This is a genomic window from Larkinella knui (assembly GCF_003858645.1).
Lineage (GTDB): Bacteria > Bacteroidota > Bacteroidia > Cytophagales > Spirosomataceae > Larkinella > Larkinella knui.
In genome coordinates this window covers 328,807-354,680 of record NZ_RQJP01000004.1, presented here as the reverse complement: position 1 = coordinate 354,680, position 25,874 = coordinate 328,807, and the positions used below count along the sequence as shown (strand labels likewise).

Sequence of the window (25,874 nt, the reverse complement as noted above, 5' to 3'; positions counted from 1 at the left end):
CCTCTGTACTAGAAACTAATGCCATGAACTGTTCAATAAAAGTTTTTATTTTCATTTTATGCAGCAGTTTTTGGGCTACAATTACAGAGGCTCAATACTTCGAACAAAAAGAAGGCAATCTTCCCATCGAAAAGAGATACCGTGCTTTTTTTATTAAACCCGTGATTGGTCTGATTCAATCACGGGTTAACTTAGAAGGTCATGATCGATTTTCTAAAAGCCAAAGTCCCGGGGATGCTTACCAAATGGCTTTAGGCGCTCTTCTTGGCTATCAGCTAGAGGACTTTACGGTGGACCTAGGTATCATTAAGTATGCTATTTATTCCGGCTTTTATTTTCCTTCAAATACGTCCATCGGTGGCTTGACTGGTATTAACCGGGGCTTTTCTCTTGGATACTTACAGTTTCCCTTAACTGCAAAGTATACGGTATGGAAACCCGCTAAAAAATGGCAAATACGTGGGGTAATTGGTGGACAACTGAATATTCGGGGACAATCTTTTGGCTTTCTGAAACAATCTGTTGAAGAAGCCGGATCAATGACTAGCACAGGAGCCAGAATTACTATTCGATCGGTCATCGACAAGGAATTTCGGAGCCGGTTTTATTCCGGTAACTTAGGAATTGATGCTACCTACCAATTAAACAATCAGTTTAATGTTTCTGTAGAAGTTCATCGAATGTTTAGCCAGCAAGACATTGGCATTTTAAAAGCAGAGGTTACCCAGAATGGAGATCCGGCAACGTATCATATAAAAGCAGCAGGAAGTCTTAATGGTTTAGCTCTTCGACTGGGTGTAGCATATAATTTCCTTTATTCAAAGGTACGGAGGGATTTATAAGCCACACCCAGCTATTTACCAAGAGAAAGTTAATTTGAATAACAAGAGTACTAGCTCTCCATATTATTTACGTCCTTTTTTGACCCCGGGGCTTTCTGGAAACTTGCCAAAAACTCGTTTTCCAATGGAATTGATCCCCAAAGAAGACCGGCTGGAGCGGTTTCGGCACCATCTGCACCGGGAGGTGCCACTGGCCGAGAAGGACTAGCTGCTAATACAACGGTATAAATCCGCCTACACGCAGCTCTGCGATGGATTTCGCATATGGGAACCTTATCTATCTCTATTGTAAGCGAATAGAAAACTTATTCTCCAAATAGTACGGCAAATCCGATTCCAAGTGTTAATGTTTTGTCCTTATAGTTATTGCTGGTATTGTCAAGATTGCTTCCACCCGCTATAATATTTTTCCACTTATCATGGTAAAAATTATAAGTCAATCCAGCATTCAGGACAACATTGCGATTGACAAAGTAGGCAACTCCAAGCCCGGGTGCCAGATTGCTCCTAAACCCTTTAGAAGTAATCCTAAAATCACCATTGGCATTCATATCATACTTATGATAATATCGGCTGTAGGTATAACTTATCCCAACATAGGGCTTGAAGTTTGAATTACCAATATAATACCGAATCGATGGACCTACTCCAAGTTGTTGTTCAACAGACCCATACGAAGTAAGTAGTGGATTTTTTAGTTTACTTTTTTCCACTGAATAAGGCACATCGAATCCAATCAGCAAGTTTTGACGCACGAAATAGTTCACGGATGGCATTACACTTCCTGAAAATGTATAGCCTACATCATTTTTATATTGTCGGTAGTTGAAATTTCCTATCTGTGCACCAATCAGCCATCGGCCTTTCTCGGTTTGGGCCGTGGCATCTAAAAGGAGTAACAAAATCAGTACGAAGGTAGAGCCGATCACTTTCATAGCTAGTCGTAGGGTAAGGTGTGAAACTACTACAATAGTATAGCAACTTATGAAATTATTACAATACGATCTCGGCATTTATGAAATATTAACAATTTGAATCTACCTGCTGTGATGATGCCCCTGTAGTATCACAGCCTGTTTTTTACGTCCTTTTTTGACCCCGGGGTATTGTGGAAACTTGCCAAAAACTTGATTTTCCAATGGAATTGAGCCCCCAGAAAGCCGATCGGCTGGAGCGGTTTCGGGATCACCTGCACCGGGACGCTCCGCTGGCTGATAAAGATCAGCTGTTGATGCAGCGTTATAATTTCGCCTACACCCAACTCTGCGAGGGTGAATCCAGCCGGGAAGTTGTTGCCCTTCTCATGAAGGTCTACGCACTCTCCCAGAGCCAGGCCTACAACATCGTCAACGACGCGCTGGCCATCTTCGGAGGCAACCCCACCAAAGCCATCAAGGAAGGCAAAAAGGTTGTATATGTCATCCGCTTGGAAGAACTGGCCGATAAACTCGACGAAGAAGGCGAGTATGAAGCAGCCGCTAATGTGCTGGCTAAAGCCGCCAAACTCCAGGGCATGACCGAAAAAGAAGGCCAGCAGATCGATCCCCGCCTGTTCATGCCCAAACCGAACCTGATTTTCACCGACGACCTGCAGGCCGTCGAAATCACGCGCCACATTGAAGATGCTGAACACGACGTTGTTGACTGAAAAGGCCAACCTGGTCTATGTTTTTCCCAAGCAGAAACTATTTCTGGCCAGCCAGGCCCAGCGCAAAACCCTGCTGGCGGGGCGGGCCTTCGGCAAGACCTTTCTACTGCTGGTTTGCCTGGCCTACTTTGCCCGGTATATGCACCGCGCCAAATTCTTTCTGGCCGGACTGACATTCGCCCAGTTGCTGAACATCGTCCTGGTCGATATGGCCGATGCGTTTCGGGGATTGGGTTGGCAACCGTACGACGAAAAAACCGGAATGGGACATTATGTGGTTTGCAAGGAGCCACCCGCCCACTGGCCCCGACCTTACAAAGCTCCCAAGACCTGGGATCGATGCGTTTCGTTTATTACGGGTTTCTGCCTGCAGATGCTCAGTTTTGAACGGCCCGATTCAAACCGAGGGGGTAATTACGACGGCGGCCTGATCGACGAATCCGCCCTGTTCAAGGACGAGTGGGTCAAAACCATCCTGATGCCCATGCTGTTTCGGGCCAATACGCACCGGTTTGCGAGCAACTGGATGCACAACTCACTCTACGATTTTACCTCCAACCCCTGGCATGAGTCGGGCAAATGGGTCTTTCTGACGGAAGAGTTGATGAAAAAAGATCCGGCCAAGTATTTTTTTATCGAGGGCAATTGTGACGACAACCCGCTTTTACACCCTGATTACAAGAAGAACCAGGAGGAGCTCTTGTCTCCCATGCAGTTCCGGATCGAGGTCTTAAACGAGCGCATTGCCAAACTTCCCAACTGTTATTATCCCTCGTTTGAGTTTGAGAAGCATTGCTCGGCCGACACCTATCAATACGATCAGAACGACTCAGGCGTATGGGTGCCAACGTTCAGTGACTACAATCCAGCTAAAGCCCTGGAACTGAGCTTCGACTTTAACGCGGCTATTTGTTCCGTGGTGGTTTGCCAGGAGGGGGTTAAAGAACTGCGGTTAATTAACAGCCTCTATGCAAAGGTGGCCGATCCCAACCGTACCCTGGTGGAAACGTTGGCCTGGCGGGTGGTGGCCACCTACCACCAGCAGAGCAGGAAAGAAATCTTCCTGTATGGTGATGCATACGGTGAATCCAAATCAGCCGGTTCGAACGATACCTTCTTCGACCTGGTGCGAGCCGTGTTCAGGCTCGCTGGCTGGAAGGTGTTCGACCGGATCCTGAAGACCAACCCTGAACACGTTGACAAGTTCAACCTGATCGACAAGCTGCTGCTGGAGACCGATGATCGCTTCCCTCGCTTACGGATCAACCAACACACCTGCAAGGCACTGATCATCTCAATGCAGAACTCACCCATCCTTCCAACCTTTGCAAAGGACAAACGAAGTGAGCGAACAACGATCAATCAGGAGTACGCAACCCACCTAAGCGACTGCTTTGATTACATTTTATATTATAAATTTTCCTCAGCGAAGAAGCCCAAAGGCACGAAGCAGATCCGCTTCCTCTGAAGCGCGCACCCCCTTTCATATATTCGGAAAACGCGGACCGGTAATTACCGAAACCAGACAGGGCGTTTGATAGCCCTTAGAGATTATTGGAAAAAAAAGGGCCGGTTCGGAAAATCAGGCTGGCCAACTCCCTGAGCACAACCCGTTTGCTTAAAAAGAGCATTGGAAGGCTTTTTTGGTCAAAAATTGTCCTTTTTCGCCCGGTAACCGCATTTCACCTTTGACTATGGATCAAACATTGACAGTCGAGCAATTTTTCAAATTGCTTCACGACCCCATCAACGACGGTTTTTCGATTCGCTACCGGCGCAAGGAAGACGGTGCGACGGGCGAGCGGCACGGTTGTAAAAAAAGTCGGAAGAACACGGGGGTAAAAGCCACAAACGGAACGGCTGCGAAGGCTGGCCTACGCTACGATTTGCTCGAAAAGGGTATCGTACTGCTGGAAGATGAAAAAGGCAATTTCTTTTCCCTCCGAAACCGGTTGCTGATGGCCTACCGGTTTCGGGATCAACGTGAATGGTATCGTATTAAACACTCCTGGTAATGTCCGTCAGACGATTTGATAGTAGAATGTTTTACCTGAGCGGCCCGGCGGCTGCAGTGGTAATTTCCCCCGCCGTGGATGTGGTGCACGGGGATGAAAAGGCGCTGTCGGCCCAAAAGGCGACCGGATCCGGAAAAAAGTTTGAGTGGGTAAAATGGGGAAAGGACGACGATGAACCCAACCGGGTTATTGCCCTGAACTGGGAGTCGCCCAGCAAGCCTTCGCTGATGGACCAGGCGAAAGAGTTTGTCCTGGGGGCGGGCGTTGCGCCGTTCCGTTTTCGGTATGAGAATGGAAAGAAGATCTACGATCGGGAGGATTTTCCGGATCTGGACGAGTGGTTTGAAAATCAGGAAATCTTCGAAAAATACCTGGAGCTTGGAGCGTTGAGCCTGGTGTTTTGCGAAATGGCGTTTGTTAACCTGTCGATCGGGGAAGGCAACGAAATCGGTTTGCAGACCATTCAACCGGTGAAGTGCCGGTTTGAGAAACCCACAGCCGGCGAAATCACCCACGTGCTTACCAGTCCGCTTTTCGGCAGTGGCAAAACACCCGCCGATATGGGGCGGATTCCGCTCTGGGATCGCTACAACCCCACGGCGCAGGCCGAATCGATCATGCTGCTGAAGAAAGCCCAGATCGGCCAGGATTTTTACAACCTGGGGCTATTCTGGGGCACAAAAGTGTGGACGAAGGTGGCCAACATGATCCCGCAGTTTCACGAAAACGGGCTCACCAACGGCTATAACATCAAGTATTTGATCGAAATCGACGAATCGTACTTCGTCGATGAAGGCGAAAATGCGGACGATGAAGAAACGGCTAAACTCATCGAAAAGCGGAAGGATGAGTTCATGTCCAAGCTCGACGATTTTCTGGCCGGGATTCAGAATACTGACAAAGCCGTGGTGATGATTGGCGATCTGACCGACAGCAATGGCAAGCCCCGAGACATGATTCGGATCAAAGCGATCGACAACAAAATGTCGGATGATGCTTACACCAAAATTTACGAAGCGGCCAACATTGCCCAGGCCCAGGGGCACGGCATTCTGCCGGTCCTGGCCGGCATCGACCAGGGCGGCAAGGTGGGTGGTTCGGGATCGGAGCTGGAGCACGCGGCCATGTACCAGGTCGCCTACCGCACGCCCTCGTACCGTCGACATCTGCTCAAACCGTTAAACACAGCCCTGCGGCTGATGAACGTGCCGCGCGATATCGAATACAAGTTTGTCGACGTCGAATTTACCACCCTGGATAAAAACCCCACCGGCAAACAAAACGTGGTCGGGCAAGCCTCATGATTACCTACCTCGGAACCGATATCGTCGCCCAGAAGGCGTATTTTCAAAGCATTCAGGAGGCTGATGACCACCTGGAAACGTTTCTCTTCGAAGCCGGCGAAGGCACTGATGTGCTGGTGGAAGCCTCCCGCACCACCGGTTTTTCCTACCCGGCCCTTATTCTGTTTATGCCCAACATCCTGCTGAGCGACACCGCGCACGGGTTGATCCAGGCCACCCAGGACAATTCGTTCGCCGTGCTCTGTTTGCCCGCTGACTCCACGGCCCATGCGCTGAGCGAGTCCATTAGCCAGGCGCAGAGTGCCGTCTTTCGCATCATCCGCCAGATGCGCAAGGATGTGCGCGCGGGCCGCTACAACTGGGAAGATTCCCGCCACTGGAAAATCCGGCCGATGACCCAGGTCGGACCCGATCGGGCCTGCGGAATGATGGTCGACTTTAAAATTATCACCAACGCCAATGCCCTGGTGGGCAGTTCGGACTGATGGATGCGCTGGAAGAACTCGAAAAAGAATTGGCCGATATTATCGCCGAGTTCCAGCGGCAGGCCATGAGTGAATACCGCATCGCCGTCGAGCGCGAGGGGCTGGTGATGACGGGTGAGTTGGAAGATTCGTTTCGCTCGACGATCCGGACTGAGGCCCAGCGGTTCGTGTACGAATGCGAAATCCGTTTTCTGGACTATGGTCGCTACCGGGATATGAAGCGGCTGAACGTGGGCAGTAACATGGCTCCGCTGGAAGCCCTGATGTACTGGGTGGAGAAAAAAGGGACGTCCGAATTTCTGAAGGATATCTGGGCCCGCCGGTACGGTTCGATCAAATCCGACTCCCGGCTGATTCGCGATATTGCCTGGGGCGTCCGGATTGCCCGCCAGCGTAAGATCGAACACCTCCGGACGGGTCGGGGCTGGTACAGCGTCACCTCGGGCCGAAAGTTCGGTATGGTCGGCGAACGGGTGCGGCAGGCAGCTGCGCTGGCTGCGATCCGCCATTTAAAACAAACGATAACCGGTACTGAGCAACCATGATTGACCCGAAAGCCTCCCTCACCTTTTTGCCGGTGCAGCTCAGCCGCAACCGGATTACCCACACCATCGACGCGCTGGATCCGGTCGCGTTTCCCGACCGCAGCCCCCTGCGGTACTTGCTGACGCTGAAAGTGCCCGAATATGCCCAGGCATCGACGTTCATGGCCCTGCCCACACTGGAAGGCCGCGAAAAGCCGCCCGTTACGCAGGATGGCGCGACGACCTACGAAGGGGCGTTTTTTCAGTTTGATTCGATTCTCGACGGGTTTATGGCGCTCCAGAAACCTGCCTACCGCCAATCGGAGCTTTCGTCGATCGCCACTTTGACGATGCCCTACAAACTGACCGAGCAGGTGCTGCCCGGGGGGGCTGAAGTGGAGCGGGGGATCAAATGGCTGCTGAAAGGCGGCATTACTGAGGCCGATGCCGCCGGCTGGGCCGATCGGTTTGCCAGTGACTACCAGGCTGACGTGCGGCAATTTCTGACCTGGCAGCCGGATAGCAAGATCGTTGGCCATCAGCAGGAAGAATACCTGTATTTTCTGTTGAACTGTAGTCCGCTGCCCACGGAAGTGCGGCTGCGGATCGAGTACACCCTGCGGGATGGCACCACCGATGAGATGACGCTGCTGACACTGAAAAATGTCGTGCAGTACCAGGTGATCTGCGCGCCGGTGGGGCCGTCGATGCTGGCGGCTCAGGTGCCGGCGGGCAATCCGCTGATGCGGTACCGGATCTGGCTGTCGAACCAGGCCAACGAGCGACTCTCTCAGGTGCGCAGCTTCACCGTCGACCGGCAATACCGGCGGAATGAGCGCCAGATTCTGTTTTCCAACAGCCTGGGCGGTTTCGATACGTTGCGTCTGATAGGAGCCGGATCCGAAACGCTGAAGGTGCAGCGGTCATCGGCCGAACGGGAACGCCCGCTGGATGCGGTGGGTTTCACGGAACTGTACATCACCGATGTGATCGGCGAGCGAACGTTGACGGTTTCCACGGGCTATTTTGAGCGTCATGCGGTCAAAACCCTGCGCTACCTGGATGAACTGCTGCTGGCCCGGGAGTGGTATCTGGTAACGGACAAAGGCCACCAGCCACTGGAACTTTTGACGACCGACCTGGTCGACCACGAAGACGACGGCGACCTGGTGGCCCGGCAGTTTAGTTTCCGGCAGGTGGATGTCCAACTCAGCTACAGCGATCTGCCGGCGGCTCCTGCCCAGGCCGTGCGGCCGACCGGCTGGCGGGGTGTAGGCATGATGCACCTGCTGGATGCGATGGGCAAACGTACAGGGCTGGGCCGACCGATTCGATTGCAGAAATATTATCTGGACGACGGCTCGTTATTCAAGCCGCTGACCCAGAAGCCCAACGCACCCGGTGATCCGGATTATATTGGGGGGCTTCCGCTGGCGGGTATCGACCCAGGTACTACGCCGTTTCCGAGTGCGGAAATTACCCGGACCACCACCTACAGCCGCACCAATTGCCCGACGGGTCAGGTGGGTGGGCCGGCCACGATTGTTATCACGGCGGGGAAATATGGCGGGGAAGCGGATGGCGATGCCAACCAGCTGGCTGAAGCCGAATATGCCTCCCTGAATACCCAGGTGTATGCCGATCAGTACGGCACCTGCACGGTTTCGCCCGAAATTTATGCCTGGTCGGTTCCCGCCGGCAAATGGCATTACCGGGCGGGTCAGCCGTCGAAAACGTCGGTGCACCATTCTACGTTAATGGTTACGGATATGGGAAATTCCTATGGCCTGTCCGCCGGCCCAAACGTGTATGCACCGGGCAGCAATGACCTGGACTTTCCGGTGATCAACGATAACTTCTGGTTTCTCTACACGATGGGTACACCCGGGCAGCTTTACCGGATCCGGGTGTACCGGAATGGACTGCCGATCAAGGACACGACGTTCAGGATGAACCAGGACGGCTACGAACTTCATCTGCTTCATCCGATGACCGAGACGCTCAACTCGGGCGATAAATTGTACCTTGATTTAACTCCTGCTTAAGCATGCTGCAAACCCGTGTGAATGGTGAAATTGCCGATCTGGTGCCCAACGGCAGCGTCGATCTGGAACTGGTCAATCCCTATTTGACCTACGAAACGTTGTTTACCAGTAGTGCCAGGTTACCTGCCCTGCCCTTGTCGGCCCGCAATCGCCGGCTGTTCGGATTTCAGGATGAACTGCAGGTGGCCACCGGTTCGGAGCGGATGGTGGTGCAGCAGTACTACAACGGTCACCTGGTGCAGGAAGGCATTGGTGTGGCCACGGTCGATTCGAGCGGTTTTCAACTGTCTGTCGTGCAACCGCTGAGCGAATTCTTCGGCGATTACCAGACTGTGCCCTTGAGTGAGATCGATTTTGGGACGATTGCCGTGCCTGTAACGCTTACCCCGGTGTTGACGGTGGCCGGTCAGGAAGCGGTGTGTTTTCCGACGATTCAGAATCCGGATTACTACGGCACCAATGGCGCGGGGATCGGCTACGGGGGGCGGGTCAATCCGTATGCAGCCGGCGTGTACACGGCTGGCCCGAACGTGCCGATGGTGTTCGTCAGGTGGTTGTTGCTGCAGATTGCCGCCAAAACCGGGACGACGATATCGGGCACCATTCTGGATCATCCGCAACTCTCGAAACTGGTGCTCTACAACACCCGGGCACTCGACGGCGCGGCTGAAGTAACGATCCGGAATCACCTGCCCGCCTGGACGATCCCGCAGCTGCTGATCGAACTGCGGAAGGTGTTCAACCTGGCGTATGATTTTCAGGCGGTGCAGGGGCGGTTAACGACGTCGCTGACCGACGACATCTTTCGAGCGCCGGTGGTCAAGGACTGGTCGGGGAAGGCGGTAAAACAGTACAAACGACGGGCGGAAGTCAACCGCCGGCTGCAACTGAACTTCGAGCTGGATTCCTCCGATGCGCTGTTGAAAGATAAACCCGGGGAGTTGGCTGACTACCTGACGCCCGCGGGTGACGATCCGACCGGAATTGCCAAACTTTCCTGCAAACTAAGCACCTTGCTGTACGATACGGATACGGGCCTGGCATCGGCCCGACAACCTGGGGTCACCTCCGAATTCAATCAGTTGACGCAGGGCTGGATGCCCCGGCTGTTGTTCTGGAACGGACTGGAAGATGATCTGCCGCTGGCGTTACCGACGCTGGATGGGCTGAGCCTGTACTGGCTCGGGATGGGCGGACTGGCCGAAACTTTCTGGAAAAAATTGGAAGCGTTCCGGACCAGAATGTTTTACGTGGAGCGGGAACTACTGCTGAACGAAACGGACTTGGCCACGCTGAACTTCAAGGAGAAAATCCACATCAACGGGGTAAATTACCTGGTGGTGCAGGTGATGGTCAGTCTGCCAGTTAGGATGCCTGCGAAGTGTCTTCTGGTCCGGGTTTGATCATAAAAGTATTAAGATTCAATTAGACTATCACAGGTTCTTAAGAATTTTGATAGTCGGAAGGCCTCTGGAGTAATATCGTTATCGGCTCGCATTTCTTCACAAAGGGAAGTCGGCCAATTTAATTGTTCAAAAGCTTTCAACAGTGTATCTTCTTCTCCCTCTTGAATAAGCCTCAAAATGAAAGCTTCTGATTCTTGTTTAGAAACTGCATCAAATCCTGCATATGCAAGACAAGCGGCTGCACATAGATCTATTTTAGAGCTAGATTGTGCATGATAAGGGCTCATGGGTAAGTAGCTTTGTTTAATTGCTAGAGCCTTTGCATTCAAAATGATTTCCCTTGAAATTGAGTTATTAAATTCTGCCATCACTATAGTAGTTTATCGTTGATATCCCTTATTTTCTTTTCTTCCGCTGCATTATACTTAATAAATGCATTTAGTAATATTGTCAAGTATCGAAGTGGACTTACAGATGTAGGCACCCTATTTCTAGTAATTCCTTCCCAATATTGAGGTATCGAATTTAAATAATCTGTAACTACTTCCCTTTTTAAAAGGAAAGTGAGATGATAACCCAATAACTTCCCAATATCTTCAATTTCTAGAGTTCCTGACGAATAATGGTATCCTATTATATCGAAATACCCTAAAATTCCATCAAAACGTCTTTCTTCCTCTGTTCCTTGAAATGTAGCTGGATCAAAATATCGAATTCCCTCACTCCTACCTTTCTGCATTTCCTGTCTTCTTTCCGGCGAAGCTTTCAAAAATTCTTTGTATACATCATTTTCATATTTATATATTAAGTAATGAAAAGATTGTGATAATTCTTTGTCAGTGTACAATTTCGACACAAAATCCTTGATAAAGGTAGCTTTTTGCAAAGCAAGAGTGTTCCGAAATTGTATAATTACGATTAAGACTGGTGGTAAAGATGCAAACACAACCATTGGGATCTTTTTATCCAGCGTGAAAATTGGTAAACTATTATCACCATAGGGTACTAAACACAATGCAATTAAGAAGATTTCAACCGCAATGGTAGCAGATACTATTTGAAAAATAACTGATTTTCCTGTTGGGTTGGTCAACCTTTTTAATCTTGGGGCCATATATTAAAAAGTCATCAAAGAATAAAGTTCCTAATTGATTTTGAAAATCTCTACATGCCAATTTAGTACATAGTGAATTTAATCAAAATTAATTATGCATAATCCAATAATTAAAATTTAATTTTCAACCTCAGGTTTAAGGACGACACGATAATACCAAATAGCCATTCGATCCAGCCAATACCTTACTTTATTCTGCGGTAAATTGTCAGGTACATCTACTATTTCCAATAAAACCGGTAATGTTCTAATCTGAACAAATGGCCGGGTTGGAACGTATTCATCTAATTGCTTTAGAGTACGAAAGTGAACAATACGTGCTCGAATTGAGGGTTCTCCTCTATTTAAAATAAAAGCCGCTTCGGGCTTCGAAGCGGCTTCATCGTTTTCCAACGAAAATCTATTTTTCATGCTGGCTCCAGTGGTGGCCAGCGGACGAAATGCACTTTGGGGTTTAGTTCGTCCGGCGGCCGGATGACGTACAAAAGTTGCTCACCGGATTTTTCAGTGAGATAATGAGACATCCAAAGATGCTCCCGGATGTAGGCAGGCACGTTTCTGGTTTTCCATTTGGTGCCCCGACAATCCAGTTGAGCAAAGGCTGCTCTGGCGAAAGCGATTCCGCCTTCGAATTGATTTGATGTTGTCATCGGTATGTAAAGCCGTTTTTAGGCCGCTGGCGACTGCGGGAGAACGATTGCAAGATAGTAGAAAGGGGTACAAAAAAATGTCCTACAAGAATAAAAGGGTTCGGGTCAACTTTGAAGTTCACTCAACAACTCAACGTTATGACCACTGTAAAACCATTGCTTAAAACCCCCATCAGTTACTATGGTGGCAAACAAATGATGCTTCGCCACATCCTGCCCAAAATTCCTGAGCACCATACCTACTGCGAACCATTTTTCGGAGGTGGTGCCCTCTTTTGGGGCAAAGCACCCAGCTCGTTCGAAGTGGTGAATGATATCAATAACCGCCTGATCAGCTTTTACAAGGTGTTAAAATACGATATTGATGAATTGCAACGGCTTATCAACGAGACCTTCCACAGCCGCCAGCAGCACAGGGAAACGGCTCAGGAATACCAGTCGGGAGAAGCGGAAATCAGGGATGCGCTTCGCATGGCGTGGTCAATCTGGGTGCAAACCAACATGAGCTTCAGCTGCGTCATTGATGGCGGTTTCGGGTACGATCGGAAAGGCAGCACGGCACTGAAGATTTACAACAAGAAGAAAATGCTCACGGATGCGTACCAGGAGCGATTGAAACGCGTCACCATCGAATCGTACGACGTCCTGAAAGTAATGAAGGCCTACGATTCGCCGGAAACCTTTTTCTACCTGGATCCACCGTATGTTACCTCTGACCAGGGTGCCTACAAAGGATACACCCTCGACGACTTCCGGAACCTGCTGGAAGCTTGCCTGAAAATGCAGGGCAAATTCCTGCTCTCCAGTTATCCGGAACCGATCCTGATGGATTACCGGGACCGGTTTGGGTGGAAATCCGAAGACATTAAAAAGACGCTGGCCGTCGATGGGCGACGGGCGCAGAAGAAAGAAAAAACCGAGTGCCTGACCTGGAATTATTAATTCCGGATGAGTATTCATTCATGCCCTGGAGATTGGTCTTCAGGGCTTTTTTGTGTCCTATTAGGTCCTCGAAAGCTTGTTTTTCTTGCCATTGTCAAGCTATAACTGTGCGTCGACGATGGGAATGGATTTAAACGAAACCGCCAGTATTACCCTCAAAATTGAGGGCGATGCTGCGCGTAACCAACTGGCGTTGCTGGAAGGAGAAGCCCGCAAACTGGAACGGGCCCTGAAGGAAGCACCCAAGGGGAGTCAGGAATGGGCCGAGTTGTATAAGGAGCTCGGAAAAAACCAGGATGCTCAGAAGGGCCTACGGGAAAGTGTCGGGTTAACGGGGCTGACCATGAAGCAGCTTGAGAACGAGTCCCGATCGCTGACCAAAGAACTTAAAAACCTCACGCCTGGTACGGAGGAATTTGTGGCCAAGTCGGCCCGCCTTTCCGAAGTCAATACCCGCCTGGGGGAAGTGCGGATTCAGGCAAGAGGGGTGGGCCAGGCTCTGGGAGAAACCAGTACTGCTGTTGCGGACTGGGATGATAAAAACAAGCGGGCCACCCTTTCCGTCAAGCAACTGAGGGAGGTTGCTGATCAGTTGGGGAAAGAAATCGAAAGCCTGGTGCCTGGTACGAAGGCCCACGCCGATGCGGTGGCCAAACAGAACGAGGTTCAGAAACAACTCGGTACGACGCTGGCGGAACAGCCTTCGCGCTGGAAGCAGGTGCAGAATGCGGTCGTGGGTTTTATAGGGGCTTTTTCATTTGTGCAACTGGCGCAGGAAGTGTATCAATTCTTCCGGGAAGGGGTTGACGGAGCACTGAAATTGTCTGACATGATGGGTGGAGTCGCCAAAGCCACGGGACTGTCGACCGAACAAGTCACTGCGCTGTCGGATGCCCTGAGTCAAATCGACACCCGTACCACGAAGGAGGATTTGATGAGCATTGCCCAGATCGGTGGTCAGTTGGGGGTTGCTAATGATGAACTGCTGGGTTTCGTCAAATCAGTCGACAAGGCCGTTGTGGCACTGGGAGACGAGTTTACGGGAGGAGCCGAAGAAGCCGCCAAGGAAATTGGAGCCCTGCAGAAGCTCTTCAAGGAAACCCGCGACATGAAAGCTGGCGATGCCATTAACGATATCGGATCGGCGCTCAATGAGTTAGGGGCCGCTGGCTCCGCCACCGCCCCCGTCGTCGCCGACTTTGCCCAGCGCATGGGTCAACTGGGTGATCTTTCTCCCCAGATTACCCAGACGATGGGCCTGGGAGCCGCCTTCCAGGAACTGGGCATGACGGCCGAAATTGCAGCCGGCGGACTGTCCAGCATCCTGATGGGTGCTTCAAGGGATACGGCTACTTTTGCCAAGCAACTGGGCATTACCGAAACCCAGATGAAACAACTCATCAATACCAATCCCAATGAGTTTCTGCTGAAGTTGGCAGACAGTCTGCGCGGCCTACCCACTGATCAGGTCAATAAGCGCCTAGCTGAGTTAGGGATCAAATCCGACGAAGCTACCAAAGTAATGTCACTGTTGAAGGACCAGACCGACATGGTGCGTCAGAAGCAGGAACTGGCGGCTAATGCCATGAAGGGTGTTTATAATGTCGCTCTGGAGACGGTTACGAAATCCACGGACAAGTTTGCCAAGCAGCTCGGCATGTCGGAGGCTGAGCTCACGAAACTCATCAAGTCGAATCCGAACGAGTTTTTTATCAAACTGGCCACCAGTTTCAAGGGATTAAGTGAAAGTCAGATCGCGGCTAAAATGAAGGAGTTGGGTTTCAATTCCGGAGAAGCGGCCAAACTTGTGTCCGATCTTTCGAAGGCCACCAGCCGGCAGGCCCAGGAGCAACTGCTGGCCAACCCGGCCTTGAAGCAGGCGACGAGCCTCCAGGACGAATTTAATAAAATGAACCAGACGGCTGCGGCCGAAATGGATAAGGCTAAAAAGGCGATGAAAGAGCTGGCCGTCGACGCCGGGGGCGCTCTCCTTCCCTTTTTACAGAAAGGCATTCAGGGTTTTGTGGCTTTTGTGAACATCATCCGGGCGGTACCGGAATTTCTAAGCGAGAACAAAACCGAACTGGCACTGCTGGGCGGGGCCTTACTGGCCTTCAACGGGCATCTGATTGCCAGTACGGCCAGCAGTCTGGCCCATGCCGCAGCCGAAAAAGCCCGGCTGATCTGGACGCAATCGGCCACAACCGCGCAGCAATTGCTGAATCTGGCCATGGAAGCCAACCCGGTTGGCGTGGTGATTGCGGCCGTGATGCTGCTGGTGTCAGGTTTTGTCGCGCTGTACAACAACTCGCTGACGGTGCGCGCGGGCATCAACGGTTTGTTCGAAGCGATGAAGGTCGCGGCCGGCGAACTGGTCAACTTCTGGAACGCCATCACGAGTCTGAATTTTGCCGAAGCGGCCACCATCATGTGGGAGGGCGGTAAGAAAATAGCCGCCGGTTTTAATAAGGGCTACGAAGAACAGATCAAAGCCGAACAACCCAAACACCTGGCCAATCATAAAACGCTGATCGAGCAAAAGAAAACGGCCAGTGTGCAGGGTGCGAAGGAGACCGGCCAATTGGAAACGCTGGAGGACCAGAACACCCACGATCAGAAAGCCAAACAGGCCAAAGCGGCCCGGGAAAAAGAAAACGCAGAAATCCAGAAAGATACCCAGGCCATTATTGCCAAAAAGCGGGAAGCACAGATTGCGGCCATTGCCGACGAAACCCAGCGGGAAATTGCCAAACTGCAGTGGAAGTACGAACAGGAGGTCGCGGCCATTCAGAGTTCCAAAGCCCGCGAGGCCGATAAAACCGCAGCCATCAAGGCGCTGGATGCGCAGCTGAAAGTCGACATCGAAGCTGAGAATAAAAAGCACCTGGAGAAGATCACGGCGGATCAGCAGAAAGCCCTGGCGATGGAGCGGGAACTGAAACTGGCCCTGGAAACGGACGAGAAGGCCCGCCGGCTGGCCGATGCCCAGTTCAAGTATGAAACCGAAAAGGCTCGCATTGAAAAAGAAATTACGGATGAAGTACAGGAGGCTCAGCTGCTGACGCTCCTGAAGGCGAAATATACCCAGGATGTTGCCGCCATCAACACGGAATTCCGCAACCGGGAACGGGAGTCGAACAATTTTATCCGGACGCAGGAGCAAGCCGCCGAAATGGCGCAGTTCGATTGGAAGGAACTGAATGCGGGCAATAATGCCCAGAAGCTGATCCAGATCAAACGGGATCGGCTTCAGGTGGAGCTCAATCATTTGAAAGCTAATCTGGCGGCCGAACGCGATGCTGAACTGGCCCGCATCCAGGAAAGCAACCTGAGCCAGGAGCAGAAAGCCGCGCAGCAAACCGCCATCAACGCCAAATATACCGCCGACGTAGCCCTGGCCGGCAAGCAACTGGAGAGCGAGATGGCCCGGCTCGATGAAGAGCACGTGGCTCGCAAACGCGAACGCTGGCAGAACTATTCCAACGCCTTCAAGTCGATTCTGGATGGGGATGTGGCGGGTTTCACGGCGGCTGCAACCCAGATGTTTCAGGTCGACGAAGAACATCGCAACAAGAAACTGCAGCGGACCTCGGAAGTGGCTGACCAGGTGGGCGATATCGCCAAACAGGGCGTGGCTTTTCTGAATAAACTGACCCAGGAGCGGCTCGATAAAGAAATTGCGGCTTCGAAAAAAGAGACCGAAACCAAACTGGCGGATAGCAAAACCCGAATGGAAGCGGCCATCAAAGCCGCCGAAGAGCAGGCCGAAGCCGAGAAACTCGCAGCGGGCGATTCGGCGGAAGAAATTGAGCGGATTGAGACCAAACTGGCTGAAAGCAAGACCAGTATCCGGGAGGATTTTGAATCGGAAGCCGACTCGATCCGCAAGGACGGAGCCGACAAGGAAAAAGCCCTGGCGAAGCAGAAGTGGGAAGCCGACAAGAAAGCCCAGGTGGCCACCGCCCTGATCAGTGGTGCCCAGGCTGCCCTGAAGGCCCTGGCGTCGGGTATCTTCCCGGTAAACCTGGTGTTTGCCGGAATCATTGCCGGTTTAACGGCCCTGCAGATCGCCAAGATCAAAAACCAGCCCGCACCCTCGTTTGCCCGCGGTGTTCATGGGTACGTGGAAGACGGCCAGGTCAAACCGATGTACGGTGAGGGAGGTATCGACCGTGCGACGGACCGCTGGGGCTGGCAGCAACAATTCCGGAAGGGGGGCAAGAGCTACGTGAAAAACGCCGGCGTTCTGCAGGGTGGTCGGCACGGCGGTCGCTACGGTGAGCGGGGCATTTCGATGATCGACCGGGAGTCGGGCCGGGAAGTGGGCGAAGCCGAAGGGGGCGAACCGTTTATGATTCTGAGCCGCAACACCTATTCCAACAATAAACCGGTGATCGACCGGCTGCTGTATTCGTCGATGTACCGAAACGGGCAGAAAATTGCCTACCGGGATGGGGGTGTCGGCGGGGGGAACTGGGGCCTGGGCAGCATTGGGGAAACGCCCTATTTTGAACGACGAATGATGTTGTTCGGCACAAAAAAAGCCAAGCGGGAAGCCGAAGCCGCGGCCCGGGATGCCGAAGTGGCCGCTCAGCAGGCCGAAGCCAATGCGGCCATGTCCAGTATGTATGATGGCCCGACCAGTGGCGACGAAGGGGACGCAAATGGCACAGCCGATGCCGGATCGTATTCGGGAGACGCGTCGGCAGCTGCGGCCGCAGCTGCCAAGAAGGCGGATAAGCAGCTTGAACTCCTGGAAGATATTGGTGACGCCATAACCAGCATGTCGGAAGACTTGCAACTGGCCATGAAGACAATGGCCACCAGCATTGACCAGTCGCTGGATTCGATGTCGAGATCAAATACGTTAGCCCTGGGGGCTCTGTCGGTTTCGATGCGAACATCCATCAACAGCATGGCCGGCGATGTGCGCGAACTGAAGGGAAGCATCAACGCCGTGGAAGGGGCAACCCGGGAAGTGAAGGGGGCCGTCGACGGGGTGCAGGGTGCGGTTTGGGGAACTAACCAGGCCGGCCGACTCGATGCACTGATCAGTGCGATTTCGTCTCTTGGTTAATGGGACGATAACTGGTAGGATCGGAAATGAATAGGTGTTCCCTGATGTCTGGAAATTTGTTTAACTTAGCAAGCAACCCACCCACGAATAAACTATGCAAATCCCTGTACTGGTACCCGTTAAATCTCACATTCAAAAGTTTATTATCAACCGCTACGGCGACGGAAAAAACCACTCAATCGCGGTTCGCAAGATGACGTTTCTGGGCGATATCCTGGCACTGGCACTGGTCAAAAATACGTTCATGACCACGCGGTTTGAAGTGCCCACCGGGCCATGCCTGGTCTTTCACATTCCCTCCGAAACCAAGTTCATGGAGGTGCCCGAAAAAAAACTCCGGATGCTGCAGGTGGCCCTCGATCGTCACTTCCGGGATTGCCTGATCTCGTTTGTGATGGGCTATCATTTTGCGACCGGGGATCAGATGCAGGCGGTGAAAAAATTCCTGGATGTACACGACATCGACGAAGAAACCCTGTCGGCCGACACCGCCTGGAAGGTTTGGCGCGATTTTGAGGTGAAAATGGAGCGAAAAAGGAAAAAAAGTTTTCGGCAAGTTGTCGGTGCCAGCGGCAAACCGGTCGGTGAAATCGACAACCTGTCGGTAGTTTTCGCCATGTCGTAGGTAAAATCCTTACCAAAAAAGCCGCTTTCTCCTACAGAAAGCGGCTTTTTTGATTTTTGCCGACTAAAAATAAGCCGCAAAAACGGTCCTGTTTTTTCGGGGAGAATCCCGCGACCTTTGGGCATGAGCATCCTTGAGCAACAGTTGGGCGGCTGGCAGCAACAACCCAGCGTGGGCCACGTGGCCCGGTTAAAACTCGTGTCCATCGACGACGTGCTGAGCGTGACCACGCCCGATGAGCTTCCGGTGGCGGGTCGACCGCTGACGGTGGCGTCGCTGGGACTCAGCGTGGTCGACGGCGCGGTGATGACGGAACTGGTTTTTCCGCCCCGTACCTGCACGTTCACGGAAAGTACGAGTCGGCAAGCGGGCCAGGTGCTCTACACGATCGCCCTTAGTACGTCGCTGGTGGCTCCGGACGAAACGCTGCTTACCTGGCTGAATGAGCACCTGGAGCGACGCTTTCTGGCCATTTGGCTGGGGCACAATGGAAAGGTGTATCAGGCGGGTGAAATCGGCAACGGACTGTGGATGATCACGGGACGCGGCCTGACCGAGCAGGACTCGCTCTCCCTGACGCTGCAGGGGCTGGCCACGCACCCGGTCTGGTATCGTGACAGTTACACCGAAACGCTGCCACCGGATGCCGAATTCGATTTATCCTTCGATCTCAGTTTTTCATAATCTCTCAAAAAAGCTATGGCGGTTGATCCCAATTACATTAAGAATCTGATTGACGAAAACATCAAAGATGCCCCGCCGGCGGCTCCCCGCTCGAACACGGCGCAGTCGATTCGGGGCATTTTAAAGCAACTGGTCGACTGGGTGACCGGCAACGACTACACCCCCGACCACGACTGGAACGGTACGCAGCTGCGGTTTAAAAAGGCCAACGGCGTCAATGGGGTGTACACCGATTTGAAAGGAGCCAAAGGCGATAAAGGCGATCAGGGAAATCCGGGAACACTCACGGCTAGTGTACTGCCTGCGCGAACAACACCCATCAGTCGGGTCAGTGACAAAATGGTGATACAGCGTTCGGATGGCGTGCTGGAGAAGGTCACGCTGTTTCAACTGGCGGGTGGCTATCCGCTCGTGACGGGCAACCTCATTGCGAACGGCAACACCGAGTTCGGCGATCTGAGTAATATGCTCCCCGGTGATTCCAGCAAACTCAGCTTCGATGGCACTCAAAGCCCACCCGCAGGCGGCAAAGGCGCTTTCAAATACACCGGAGCGAACGGATTTCTGCGGACGATCGATCTGATTCCGGTCAATCTGCTCAGACGTCACCGCCTTTCAATGGTGGCCCGACATGGCGACACCAGCGGGGCGAATTATGATACCAATGCGCGTGGATATTTTGGTATCATCTGCTACGATGCGGACGGACTGGAAATTACGCCCCCGCATTTCGCGAAGGTAACCGGGGCGGCACTGACCACCCTGGCCGCTCCCTTGAATCCGGGCGCGACAACGATGACGCTGGTCAGTTCAAGTGGTTGGTACAATGGTTCATCAGCATCCAATCGGGGCTTTGCCTGGTATCCGTACACCAACGGGCAGGGGCAAGTCTTTGCGGACTACGGCTATTCCCGGAATGTATCTTCCAATTATAATGTGTATTGGCAATCCAACGGCGGAGCCTGGGCACAGGGCGGTATTACCGGCAATGTTGTCACGCTGACATCACCCTGGCCGGGACCAGCGTTGCCGGCGGGGACAAAGATGGCCAATGTGATGGAAGGGGGTACTTATATGTATTCGGGCGTTTTGAACAACGGGCTGGTGCCCAACGCCTGGACGCTCTATGAATGCTTTATCCAGGGTGCGAATCCCGGCAACAGTGAAGATGTCAATAACCTAATGTTTAGGCCAGGCACGGCCTTTATCCGGCCCATCCTCCTGATCAACTACAACAACCCGGCTACGACGACGACCTTCTACCTGACGATGCTCGATTTTCGGGAAGCGGGCTTTGACCAGGCCACCCTGTTGGCGGGTGCCAACACCTTCAGCGGGGCGAATGCCTTCAATGGCGACGTGACGCTGAAACGGCTGATTCTGGTGGGTAATTCGCCCAGCATCGCGGCCAACGCGGTGAATTCGACGGGGGCCGGGGTCGGCGCAACGGCCAGCATTACGGCGGGATCGACCGACCAGGCCGGAAACCTGACGCTAACGACGGGAGCCACCCCCGGCACCAACGTGCTGCTGGCCACGATCACCTTCGCCACGGCCCTGGCGGCTGCGCCCAAAGCCGTGATGTTGACGGCCCGCAACAACCAGGCGGGCATGAGTATCGCGCGTTTTTTTGTGGGCAACAAAACAGCGACCGGCTTTACGATCCAGGCCACGGATGTAGGCCCGGTGGCCAATACGACCTTTTCTTTTGATTATATCGTGCTTGCTTAACACTATGGAAAAAAATCTCATGAGACAGCTGGGGCTGGTGGTATCGAACACCGGAGCCATCACCGGCATAGAAGTACCCATTTCGGGCAGTAGCCTGCTGGCTGAAGGCCTGCAGCGCCGGGTGCGGCTGAAACGACTGACTTTCGATGCCGATCTGGAAATCACCGCCCTGTTCGAGATGCGGGTGGTGGATGCCCAGGGGCATGATGTGTTTGACCGGTACAGCCAGGATGCCACCCTGCAGCCGTTTGTGGCGCGTGAACGCCTGGCCCGGGTGCAGCCAATCGAGATTCCGCGCACAACCCGGGATTCGTTCCGGGATCCGCTGACGGGGCAACTGGTCAATTCGGAAGTGCCAAATAGCACTTCTGAGCTGCAATTCTTCCAGAATCTGGCGTTGGGCCACCTTCAGGCACAGGGTTTGCCATTGGAGGGTACGGAGCCATACCTGGTGGTGGTCTATCTGATGCTGGCCAACATTATCCGGGAAAAAGACGCTCTGGGGGAATTCTGATGGAAGATGAAATTATTGTGCGCTACCGGGAGGAAGATCCCGACAAATCGGACCGTTGGGTGCTGGTCAAACCCCTGATGTTTCAGACGCTGATCGGGGAAGTGATTATTCCGGCGGGGTACGTGACAGATTTTGCCAGTGTGCCCGCGGCTCTCTGGAGTGTTTTTCCGCCCATCGGCCGCTACAACCGGGCGAGCCTGCTCCACGACTATTGGTATGACAACCGGCTGGGGGAAGAAAGGCTGGGGGCCGAGCTGGCCCGCAAATTGGCGGATCTGGAGTACTGGTCGCGCATCAACCAGATCGAACCCCACCGCAAGCTGCGCAACCGGCTGATGTATTGGGCCTGCCGTTGGTTTGGCAGAACCTGGTGGGTGAATTAGTGTCCTTTTTGGCCTGAAAACGTCCTGTCATTTTCGTACTCGCTAACGTACGACGATGACAGGACTTTCTTTTTTCTCCGGACTCTGGTATCTCAATGAGCCTTTCGCCCACCAGTGGAAAGGGATCATTCAGCACCGGCTGGCCCAGGGTCGTGATCCAATTCCTCCCACCTTCAAAGCCGCAGCGGGCCAGGCCAATGAGCAGCAGGAGCGTTGGAATCAGCGGTATAGAAACCAGGCAGAAGTCATCGACGAGCTGTACGACGAAGACGGTTTTTACGATCCCCTGCGCGGGCGGTTGTATGAATACCGTAAAGCCGGAGGTGGGTCGGTGGCCGTGGTTCCGATCGAAGGTTCGATGGCCCGCGTCGGCTTTTGCGGCTCTGGCGGCAACGAAGAAACAGCCAAAATTCTGCAATTGGCGGCAGCCCATCCCAAGATCAAGGCCGTGGTGTTAAAAATGAACACGCCCGGCGGAACCGTCGATTCGACCCGGATGCTGGCCGACGCGGTCGCCACCTTTTCTAAACCCATTCTGGTGTGGACTCCCTTCTGTGCATCCGCGGGCTATTACGTTGCCTCGCAAGCCAACGAAATCTGGCTCGAAGACCAGACCGTCAGTCAGGTCGGCTCCATCGGGGTGCTGATGGTTTACGTCGACGAATCCGAAGCCCTGGCCAGAGAAGGTACCAAAATCACCATATACCGGGCGGACGGTAGTGAGAAAAAGGCACAGATCAATGGCATCGAACCCATCACGCCGGATCAGGAAGCCGAAATCCGGCAGTCACTGAATGACTGTCGGACGGAGTTTCTGGGCTACGTGCGCCGGGGCCGGGCGGGCAAACTGACGTCCGATGAAGCCTTTACGGGGGAAATGTTCGGACGCGAAAAAGCACAGGCTCATGGCCTGGTCGACCGGATCGGGAGCCTGCAGGCGTGTATTCACCAGGCACTACAATTAGCTGCATAACTATGAAAAAGCCAACATTTTCCGTGGGAAAGCTTCTGTCGAAGCTGTTCCCCCAGTCGCACAAAGCGATTTCTGAAAAATTAAGTACCGAGGAATACAATGCCTTTGCGGCTGAAGCCGGGGTGCTGGAAGGTGATCCAGAAGGCGAGGTGATAGCCGCCACCGTTGAGACCGTCAACGCCGACGTAACGGATCCGGAGGCCACCAGCACACCGGCTGAAGCCGCCCCTGGCGCGGAAGCCCCCGCTGAACCGGCGGTTCCGGAAGCCAGCGAGATGACGTCGACGCACTACCAGGCCCGGATCCAGGCGCTGGAGAACCAGGTGACCCAGTTGACGGCCGACAGAACAACCGCCCAGAACCAGGTGACCGATCTGCAGGCTCAGTTGCAGCAAAAGGAAGGGTACATCACCAAACTCAAGGCATCGGTCAACCCGCTGGCCGAAGCGGATGCCAGCAACGGAGCCGGTGACGGTGACGGACTGACCGATACGGATCGGCAGGCCCGGGCCAATGCGGCCAGGTTCAAACAAACCCAATCCTAACGGCAGGCCCGGGCCTTCAATCGGGATTTTCTTTTTTTTAATTCATTCAAAAAACCATGTCCGCAATCAAATTAAATCAGCTGGATGCGTCGCTGAAGAAGCGCCGGGAGCGCAACCGCGAACTGCTGATCAAAGCTATTGTCTCCGGCTGGGGAGCCCTGAAGATGTTCCGGAAACTGCGCGTCAACGACGAGATTCCGTTGTTGTCGCTCTACACCAAACCCCTGATGCAACCGGGTATTAAAGGCACCTTCAACCCGAAGGACGACGCGATCAACTTTGAAGCCCGCATTGCCAAAGTGCGGCCGTTCAAGGTGGATTTGCTCATCGACGAACCCAAACGCGCTGAAATGGAGGCATCCTACCTGGGCGAAGTGGATGGCACGGATGGCCGCGACCCGGAAAAATTCCCGTTCTCGGATTTCATCTTCGATTCGCTGAGCAACCAGCTGGGTTTCGATCTGAGCGTTACAGCCGTCTGGAAAGGCATACTCAACTCGGCCGGAACGGCTCCCCAGGACTGTTTCAACGGCATTCCGAAGCTGGTCGACGACGCGATCGTTTCCGGGGAAGTTCCGGAAGAAAACGTGCTGGAGCACTCAACCTCCGGGTTCTTTTTGTCGGAAGACAACATCCTGGACGAAGTGAAAAAGCTCTACAAACGGGCCAAGAAAAATCTACCCGCCTATACGGGCACTAAAGGGCTGGTGTGCCTTATGAGCCCCATGGCCAAACTGGCCTACAGCTTCGCGGTTGAAGAAGCCAACGGCACCAAACGGACCTATAACGCTTTCAAACAGGAGGTGCTGTATTTCGCACCGGAAGTGCCGATTGAGGAAATCGACGGGCTGGCGGGGACGGATTTTATGGCGATTACCCTGCTGGACAACCTGGTGTACTGCTCACCGCAGGACAACGAGAAAATCGATCTGCAGACCGACTACAATGTGCGCGACCGTTCAATTGCGATTGTGGCGGATGGCAAAGCCTCGGTCAACTTTGTGCGCGGGGATCTTTTTGTGGTCAATGACCTGCGCGCGCGGCCGGCCGGAGCCGACGACGACGAATAAGCAGCTGATGCTCATTCATTTTCTTTTATTCAACTCAATCAATTCATTCATTCCATGAAATTTTCCAAGAGCCTATTCGGGCTTGCACTGGCGATGATCGCCGGGATTGCCTTTGCCGAAGTGCAGCCGCACATTCACCAGGTGCTGGGTCTGGTGGACCATTCTACGCTCGTGATGGGTGCCATTACCTCGCTGGCGGGGCTGAAGAACCTGGCCGACCAGTTACCCAACCCGCCGGGCGGTCGCCGGGTGTTTGCCGTTCTGGCCGCGGATCTGGACGATGCGGTGATCGACTGGCCCCGGATTGCCGATATCACGGCTTCGGAGTGCACCGTGGCGATTCCGGTGAAAGCCGGTAAAACGCTGGCGGTGATTACGCCGGCCGAGAACTCGCTGGATGCCACCTTCGAAAACCAGGGCGACCGCAACTACATGGCCTACAAACACGCCATCATGTTCGACATTGCGGGCCTGAGCCAGACCCAGTTGACGGAAGCCGCCAAGTTCATGAACGCCGGCTGTATTTTCCTGGTGGAAGAGCACGACGAAACGGTCAAGATTTACGGCACCAAACTCAACCCGATTACGCTGAAGCAGAAAGGGCAACTGGGTAAAAAAGGGGGTGATAAGAAAGGCATGAGCTTCTCGGGTGATAACGACTCGTTCATGTTCGCTCCGCCGATTTATAAAACAACGCTGGCCTTACCGCTGCCGGTTTAATTTTCAGCCCCATGGTGCAGGTAAAACTGGCGAAAGCCATCGAAAAGCCCGGGGTGCTTTTCCGGATCGGCGAACGATCGGTCACGATCACCCAGCAGCCATCGCCGGTCGATGATGCCGATTACGAGACCATCCGGACGCAGTTTCCGGGCTGGATCCAGCGCGTGAGCGCCAAAGCCCCGTCGGAAGCTCAGGAGGGCTGAGCACCCTGGCACAATCCGTCGACAGCCCTTCCCAGCGAAGGGCTGTTTTGTTTCACCTCTTTTAAATCATCCGTTTTATGTCGCTTTTGAAGTCAAAAATCAAACTGCAGCAGGCGCAGGAAAGCCTGAGTCGGGCGTTAATTACCCCTGAGCAATTCGAGCAAATCAAGGCCGAGTGTGAGCAGCCTACCCAGGCCGCATCGGAATCGGTGGAACCGGCTGCAGTGCAACCCGTCAGCAGCCGTCCGCGCCGAAACAAGCCGGCGGCAACGAAACCGGATCTGCCAGCTGCGGAACCGGGAGGATCGGATTATGCGGATCCGAAAAATCCGGGAAACGACTAGCACCCGCCGGGCTTCCGTTAACGCCGGTTC

27 protein-coding genes are annotated in these 25,874 nt (G+C 53.3%); 22 read left to right on the top strand and 5 right to left on the bottom strand.

The window, feature by feature from the left end; genetic code table 11:
- Nucleotides 1-23 precede the first annotated feature (23 nt).
- Nucleotides 24-842, top strand: coding sequence for a hypothetical protein (locus tag EHT87_RS19945; protein WP_124908430.1), 819 nt, complete (start codon nt 24-26; stop codon nt 840-842).
- Between the two features lie 305 nt (nt 843-1,147).
- Here the strand turns inward: EHT87_RS19945 and EHT87_RS19940 are convergent, their stop codons facing one another.
- The gene (locus tag EHT87_RS19940) at nt 1,148-1,777 is read right to left on the bottom strand and encodes an OmpW family outer membrane protein (protein ID WP_185716291.1); all 630 of its coding nucleotides are present in this window, start codon (nt 1,775-1,777) and stop codon (nt 1,148-1,150) included.
- Between the two features lie 203 nt (nt 1,778-1,980).
- On the opposite strand from EHT87_RS19940, the gene EHT87_RS19935 reads away from it, so the two are divergent.
- The 8 genes from EHT87_RS19935 (at nt 1,981) to EHT87_RS19900 (ending at nt 10,266) form a co-directional block, all read left to right on the top strand.
- Nucleotides 1,981-2,490 (top strand): hypothetical protein, encoded by a 510-nt coding sequence (locus EHT87_RS19935; RefSeq protein ID WP_124908428.1) that lies wholly within the window; start codon nt 1,981-1,983, stop codon nt 2,488-2,490.
- On the top strand, nt 2,465-3,958 hold the full coding sequence (locus EHT87_RS19930; protein WP_124908427.1) for a hypothetical protein: 1,494 nt from the start codon (nt 2,465-2,467) through the stop codon (nt 3,956-3,958). The genes EHT87_RS19935 and EHT87_RS19930 overlap by 26 nt, the downstream gene beginning before the upstream one ends.
- Before the next feature lie 226 nt (nt 3,959-4,184).
- Nucleotides 4,185-4,505, top strand: a complete 321-nt coding sequence (locus tag EHT87_RS19925; protein ID WP_124908426.1) for a hypothetical protein — start codon at nt 4,185-4,187, stop codon at nt 4,503-4,505.
- Complete coding sequence (locus EHT87_RS19920) at nt 4,505-5,809, top strand: hypothetical protein (RefSeq protein WP_221622048.1); 1,305 nt, start codon at nt 4,505-4,507, stop codon at nt 5,807-5,809. The genes EHT87_RS19925 and EHT87_RS19920 overlap by 1 nt, the downstream gene beginning before the upstream one ends.
- The gene (locus tag EHT87_RS19915) at nt 5,806-6,294 is read left to right on the top strand and encodes a hypothetical protein (RefSeq protein WP_124908424.1); all 489 of its coding nucleotides are present in this window, start codon (nt 5,806-5,808) and stop codon (nt 6,292-6,294) included. Before EHT87_RS19920 ends, EHT87_RS19915 begins: the two co-directional genes overlap by 4 nt.
- A complete protein-coding gene (locus EHT87_RS19910; RefSeq protein ID WP_124908423.1) occupies nt 6,294-6,839 on the top strand; it encodes a hypothetical protein in 546 nt (181 codons plus the stop codon). The genes EHT87_RS19915 and EHT87_RS19910 overlap by 1 nt, the downstream gene beginning before the upstream one ends.
- Complete coding sequence (locus EHT87_RS19905; protein ID WP_124908422.1) at nt 6,836-8,863, top strand: DUF5977 domain-containing protein; 2,028 nt, start codon at nt 6,836-6,838, stop codon at nt 8,861-8,863. Before EHT87_RS19910 ends, EHT87_RS19905 begins: the two co-directional genes overlap by 4 nt.
- Nucleotides 8,864-8,865: 2 nt before the next feature.
- Nucleotides 8,866-10,266, top strand: a complete 1,401-nt coding sequence (locus EHT87_RS19900; protein ID WP_124908421.1) for a hypothetical protein — start codon at nt 8,866-8,868, stop codon at nt 10,264-10,266.
- Nucleotides 10,267-10,277: 11 nt separating this feature from the next.
- Here the strand turns inward: EHT87_RS19900 and EHT87_RS19895 are convergent, their stop codons facing one another.
- The 4 genes from EHT87_RS19895 to EHT87_RS19880 form a co-directional block, all read right to left on the bottom strand.
- Nucleotides 10,278-10,637, bottom strand: coding sequence for a hypothetical protein (locus EHT87_RS19895; RefSeq protein ID WP_124908420.1), 360 nt, complete (start codon nt 10,635-10,637; stop codon nt 10,278-10,280).
- A gap of 2 nt (nt 10,638-10,639) precedes the next feature.
- Nucleotides 10,640-11,383 carry a hypothetical protein gene (locus EHT87_RS19890; RefSeq protein ID WP_124908419.1) on the bottom strand — a complete coding sequence of 248 codons (744 nt, stop codon included), beginning with the start codon at nt 11,381-11,383 and terminating at the stop codon, nt 10,640-10,642.
- Nucleotides 11,384-11,500: 117 nt separating this feature from the next.
- Nucleotides 11,501-11,794: a hypothetical protein gene (locus tag EHT87_RS19885; RefSeq protein WP_124908418.1), complete on the bottom strand. Its 294-nt coding sequence runs from the start codon at nt 11,792-11,794 to the stop codon at nt 11,501-11,503.
- Nucleotides 11,791-12,033 carry a hypothetical protein gene (locus EHT87_RS19880; protein ID WP_124908417.1) on the bottom strand — a complete coding sequence of 81 codons (243 nt, stop codon included), beginning with the start codon at nt 12,031-12,033 and terminating at the stop codon, nt 11,791-11,793. Before EHT87_RS19880 ends, EHT87_RS19885 begins: the two co-directional genes overlap by 4 nt.
- Before the next feature lie 138 nt (nt 12,034-12,171).
- Between EHT87_RS19880 and EHT87_RS19875 the strand changes: the two genes are divergently transcribed.
- The 13 genes from EHT87_RS19875 (at nt 12,172) to EHT87_RS19815 (ending at nt 25,844) form a co-directional block, all read left to right on the top strand.
- The gene (locus tag EHT87_RS19875; RefSeq protein WP_124908416.1) at nt 12,172-12,975 is read left to right on the top strand and encodes a DNA adenine methylase; all 804 of its coding nucleotides are present in this window, start codon (nt 12,172-12,174) and stop codon (nt 12,973-12,975) included.
- A gap of 91 nt (nt 12,976-13,066) precedes the next feature.
- Nucleotides 13,067-18,052: a phage tail tape measure protein gene (locus EHT87_RS19870; RefSeq protein WP_221622047.1), complete on the top strand. Its 4,986-nt coding sequence runs from the start codon at nt 13,067-13,069 to the stop codon at nt 18,050-18,052.
- Between the two features lie 94 nt (nt 18,053-18,146).
- Nucleotides 18,147-18,677 carry a hypothetical protein gene (locus EHT87_RS19865; RefSeq protein WP_124908414.1) on the top strand — a complete coding sequence of 177 codons (531 nt, stop codon included), beginning with the start codon at nt 18,147-18,149 and terminating at the stop codon, nt 18,675-18,677.
- Between the two features lie 123 nt (nt 18,678-18,800).
- Entirely contained in the window at nt 18,801-19,361 is a 561-nt protein-coding gene (locus tag EHT87_RS19860; protein WP_124908413.1) for a hypothetical protein, read from the top strand.
- A gap of 15 nt (nt 19,362-19,376) precedes the next feature.
- Complete coding sequence (locus EHT87_RS19855) at nt 19,377-21,092, top strand: hypothetical protein (RefSeq protein ID WP_124908412.1); 1,716 nt, start codon at nt 19,377-19,379, stop codon at nt 21,090-21,092.
- 4 nt (nt 21,093-21,096) lie between these two features.
- Entirely contained in the window at nt 21,097-21,606 is a 510-nt protein-coding gene (locus tag EHT87_RS19850; protein WP_124908411.1) for a hypothetical protein, read from the top strand.
- The gene (locus tag EHT87_RS19845; protein WP_124908410.1) at nt 21,606-21,989 is read left to right on the top strand and encodes a DUF1353 domain-containing protein; all 384 of its coding nucleotides are present in this window, start codon (nt 21,606-21,608) and stop codon (nt 21,987-21,989) included. Before EHT87_RS19850 ends, EHT87_RS19845 begins: the two co-directional genes overlap by 1 nt.
- Nucleotides 21,990-22,044: 55 nt before the next feature.
- Nucleotides 22,045-22,962, top strand: coding sequence for a S49 family peptidase (locus EHT87_RS19840; protein ID WP_124908409.1), 918 nt, complete (start codon nt 22,045-22,047; stop codon nt 22,960-22,962).
- A 2-nt stretch (nt 22,963-22,964) separates the two neighbouring features.
- The gene (locus EHT87_RS19835) at nt 22,965-23,507 is read left to right on the top strand and encodes a hypothetical protein (protein ID WP_124908408.1); all 543 of its coding nucleotides are present in this window, start codon (nt 22,965-22,967) and stop codon (nt 23,505-23,507) included.
- Between the two features lie 56 nt (nt 23,508-23,563).
- The gene (locus EHT87_RS19830; protein WP_124908407.1) at nt 23,564-24,577 is read left to right on the top strand and encodes a hypothetical protein; all 1,014 of its coding nucleotides are present in this window, start codon (nt 23,564-23,566) and stop codon (nt 24,575-24,577) included.
- 54 nt (nt 24,578-24,631) lie between these two features.
- Complete coding sequence (locus tag EHT87_RS19825) at nt 24,632-25,297, top strand: hypothetical protein (RefSeq protein ID WP_124908406.1); 666 nt, start codon at nt 24,632-24,634, stop codon at nt 25,295-25,297.
- 11 nt (nt 25,298-25,308) lie between these two features.
- Nucleotides 25,309-25,500 (top strand): hypothetical protein, encoded by a 192-nt coding sequence (locus tag EHT87_RS19820; RefSeq protein WP_124908405.1) that lies wholly within the window; start codon nt 25,309-25,311, stop codon nt 25,498-25,500.
- 77 nt (nt 25,501-25,577) lie between these two features.
- Nucleotides 25,578-25,844 carry a hypothetical protein gene (locus EHT87_RS19815; protein WP_124908404.1) on the top strand — a complete coding sequence of 89 codons (267 nt, stop codon included), beginning with the start codon at nt 25,578-25,580 and terminating at the stop codon, nt 25,842-25,844.
- Nucleotides 25,845-25,874: the final 30 nt, after the last annotated feature.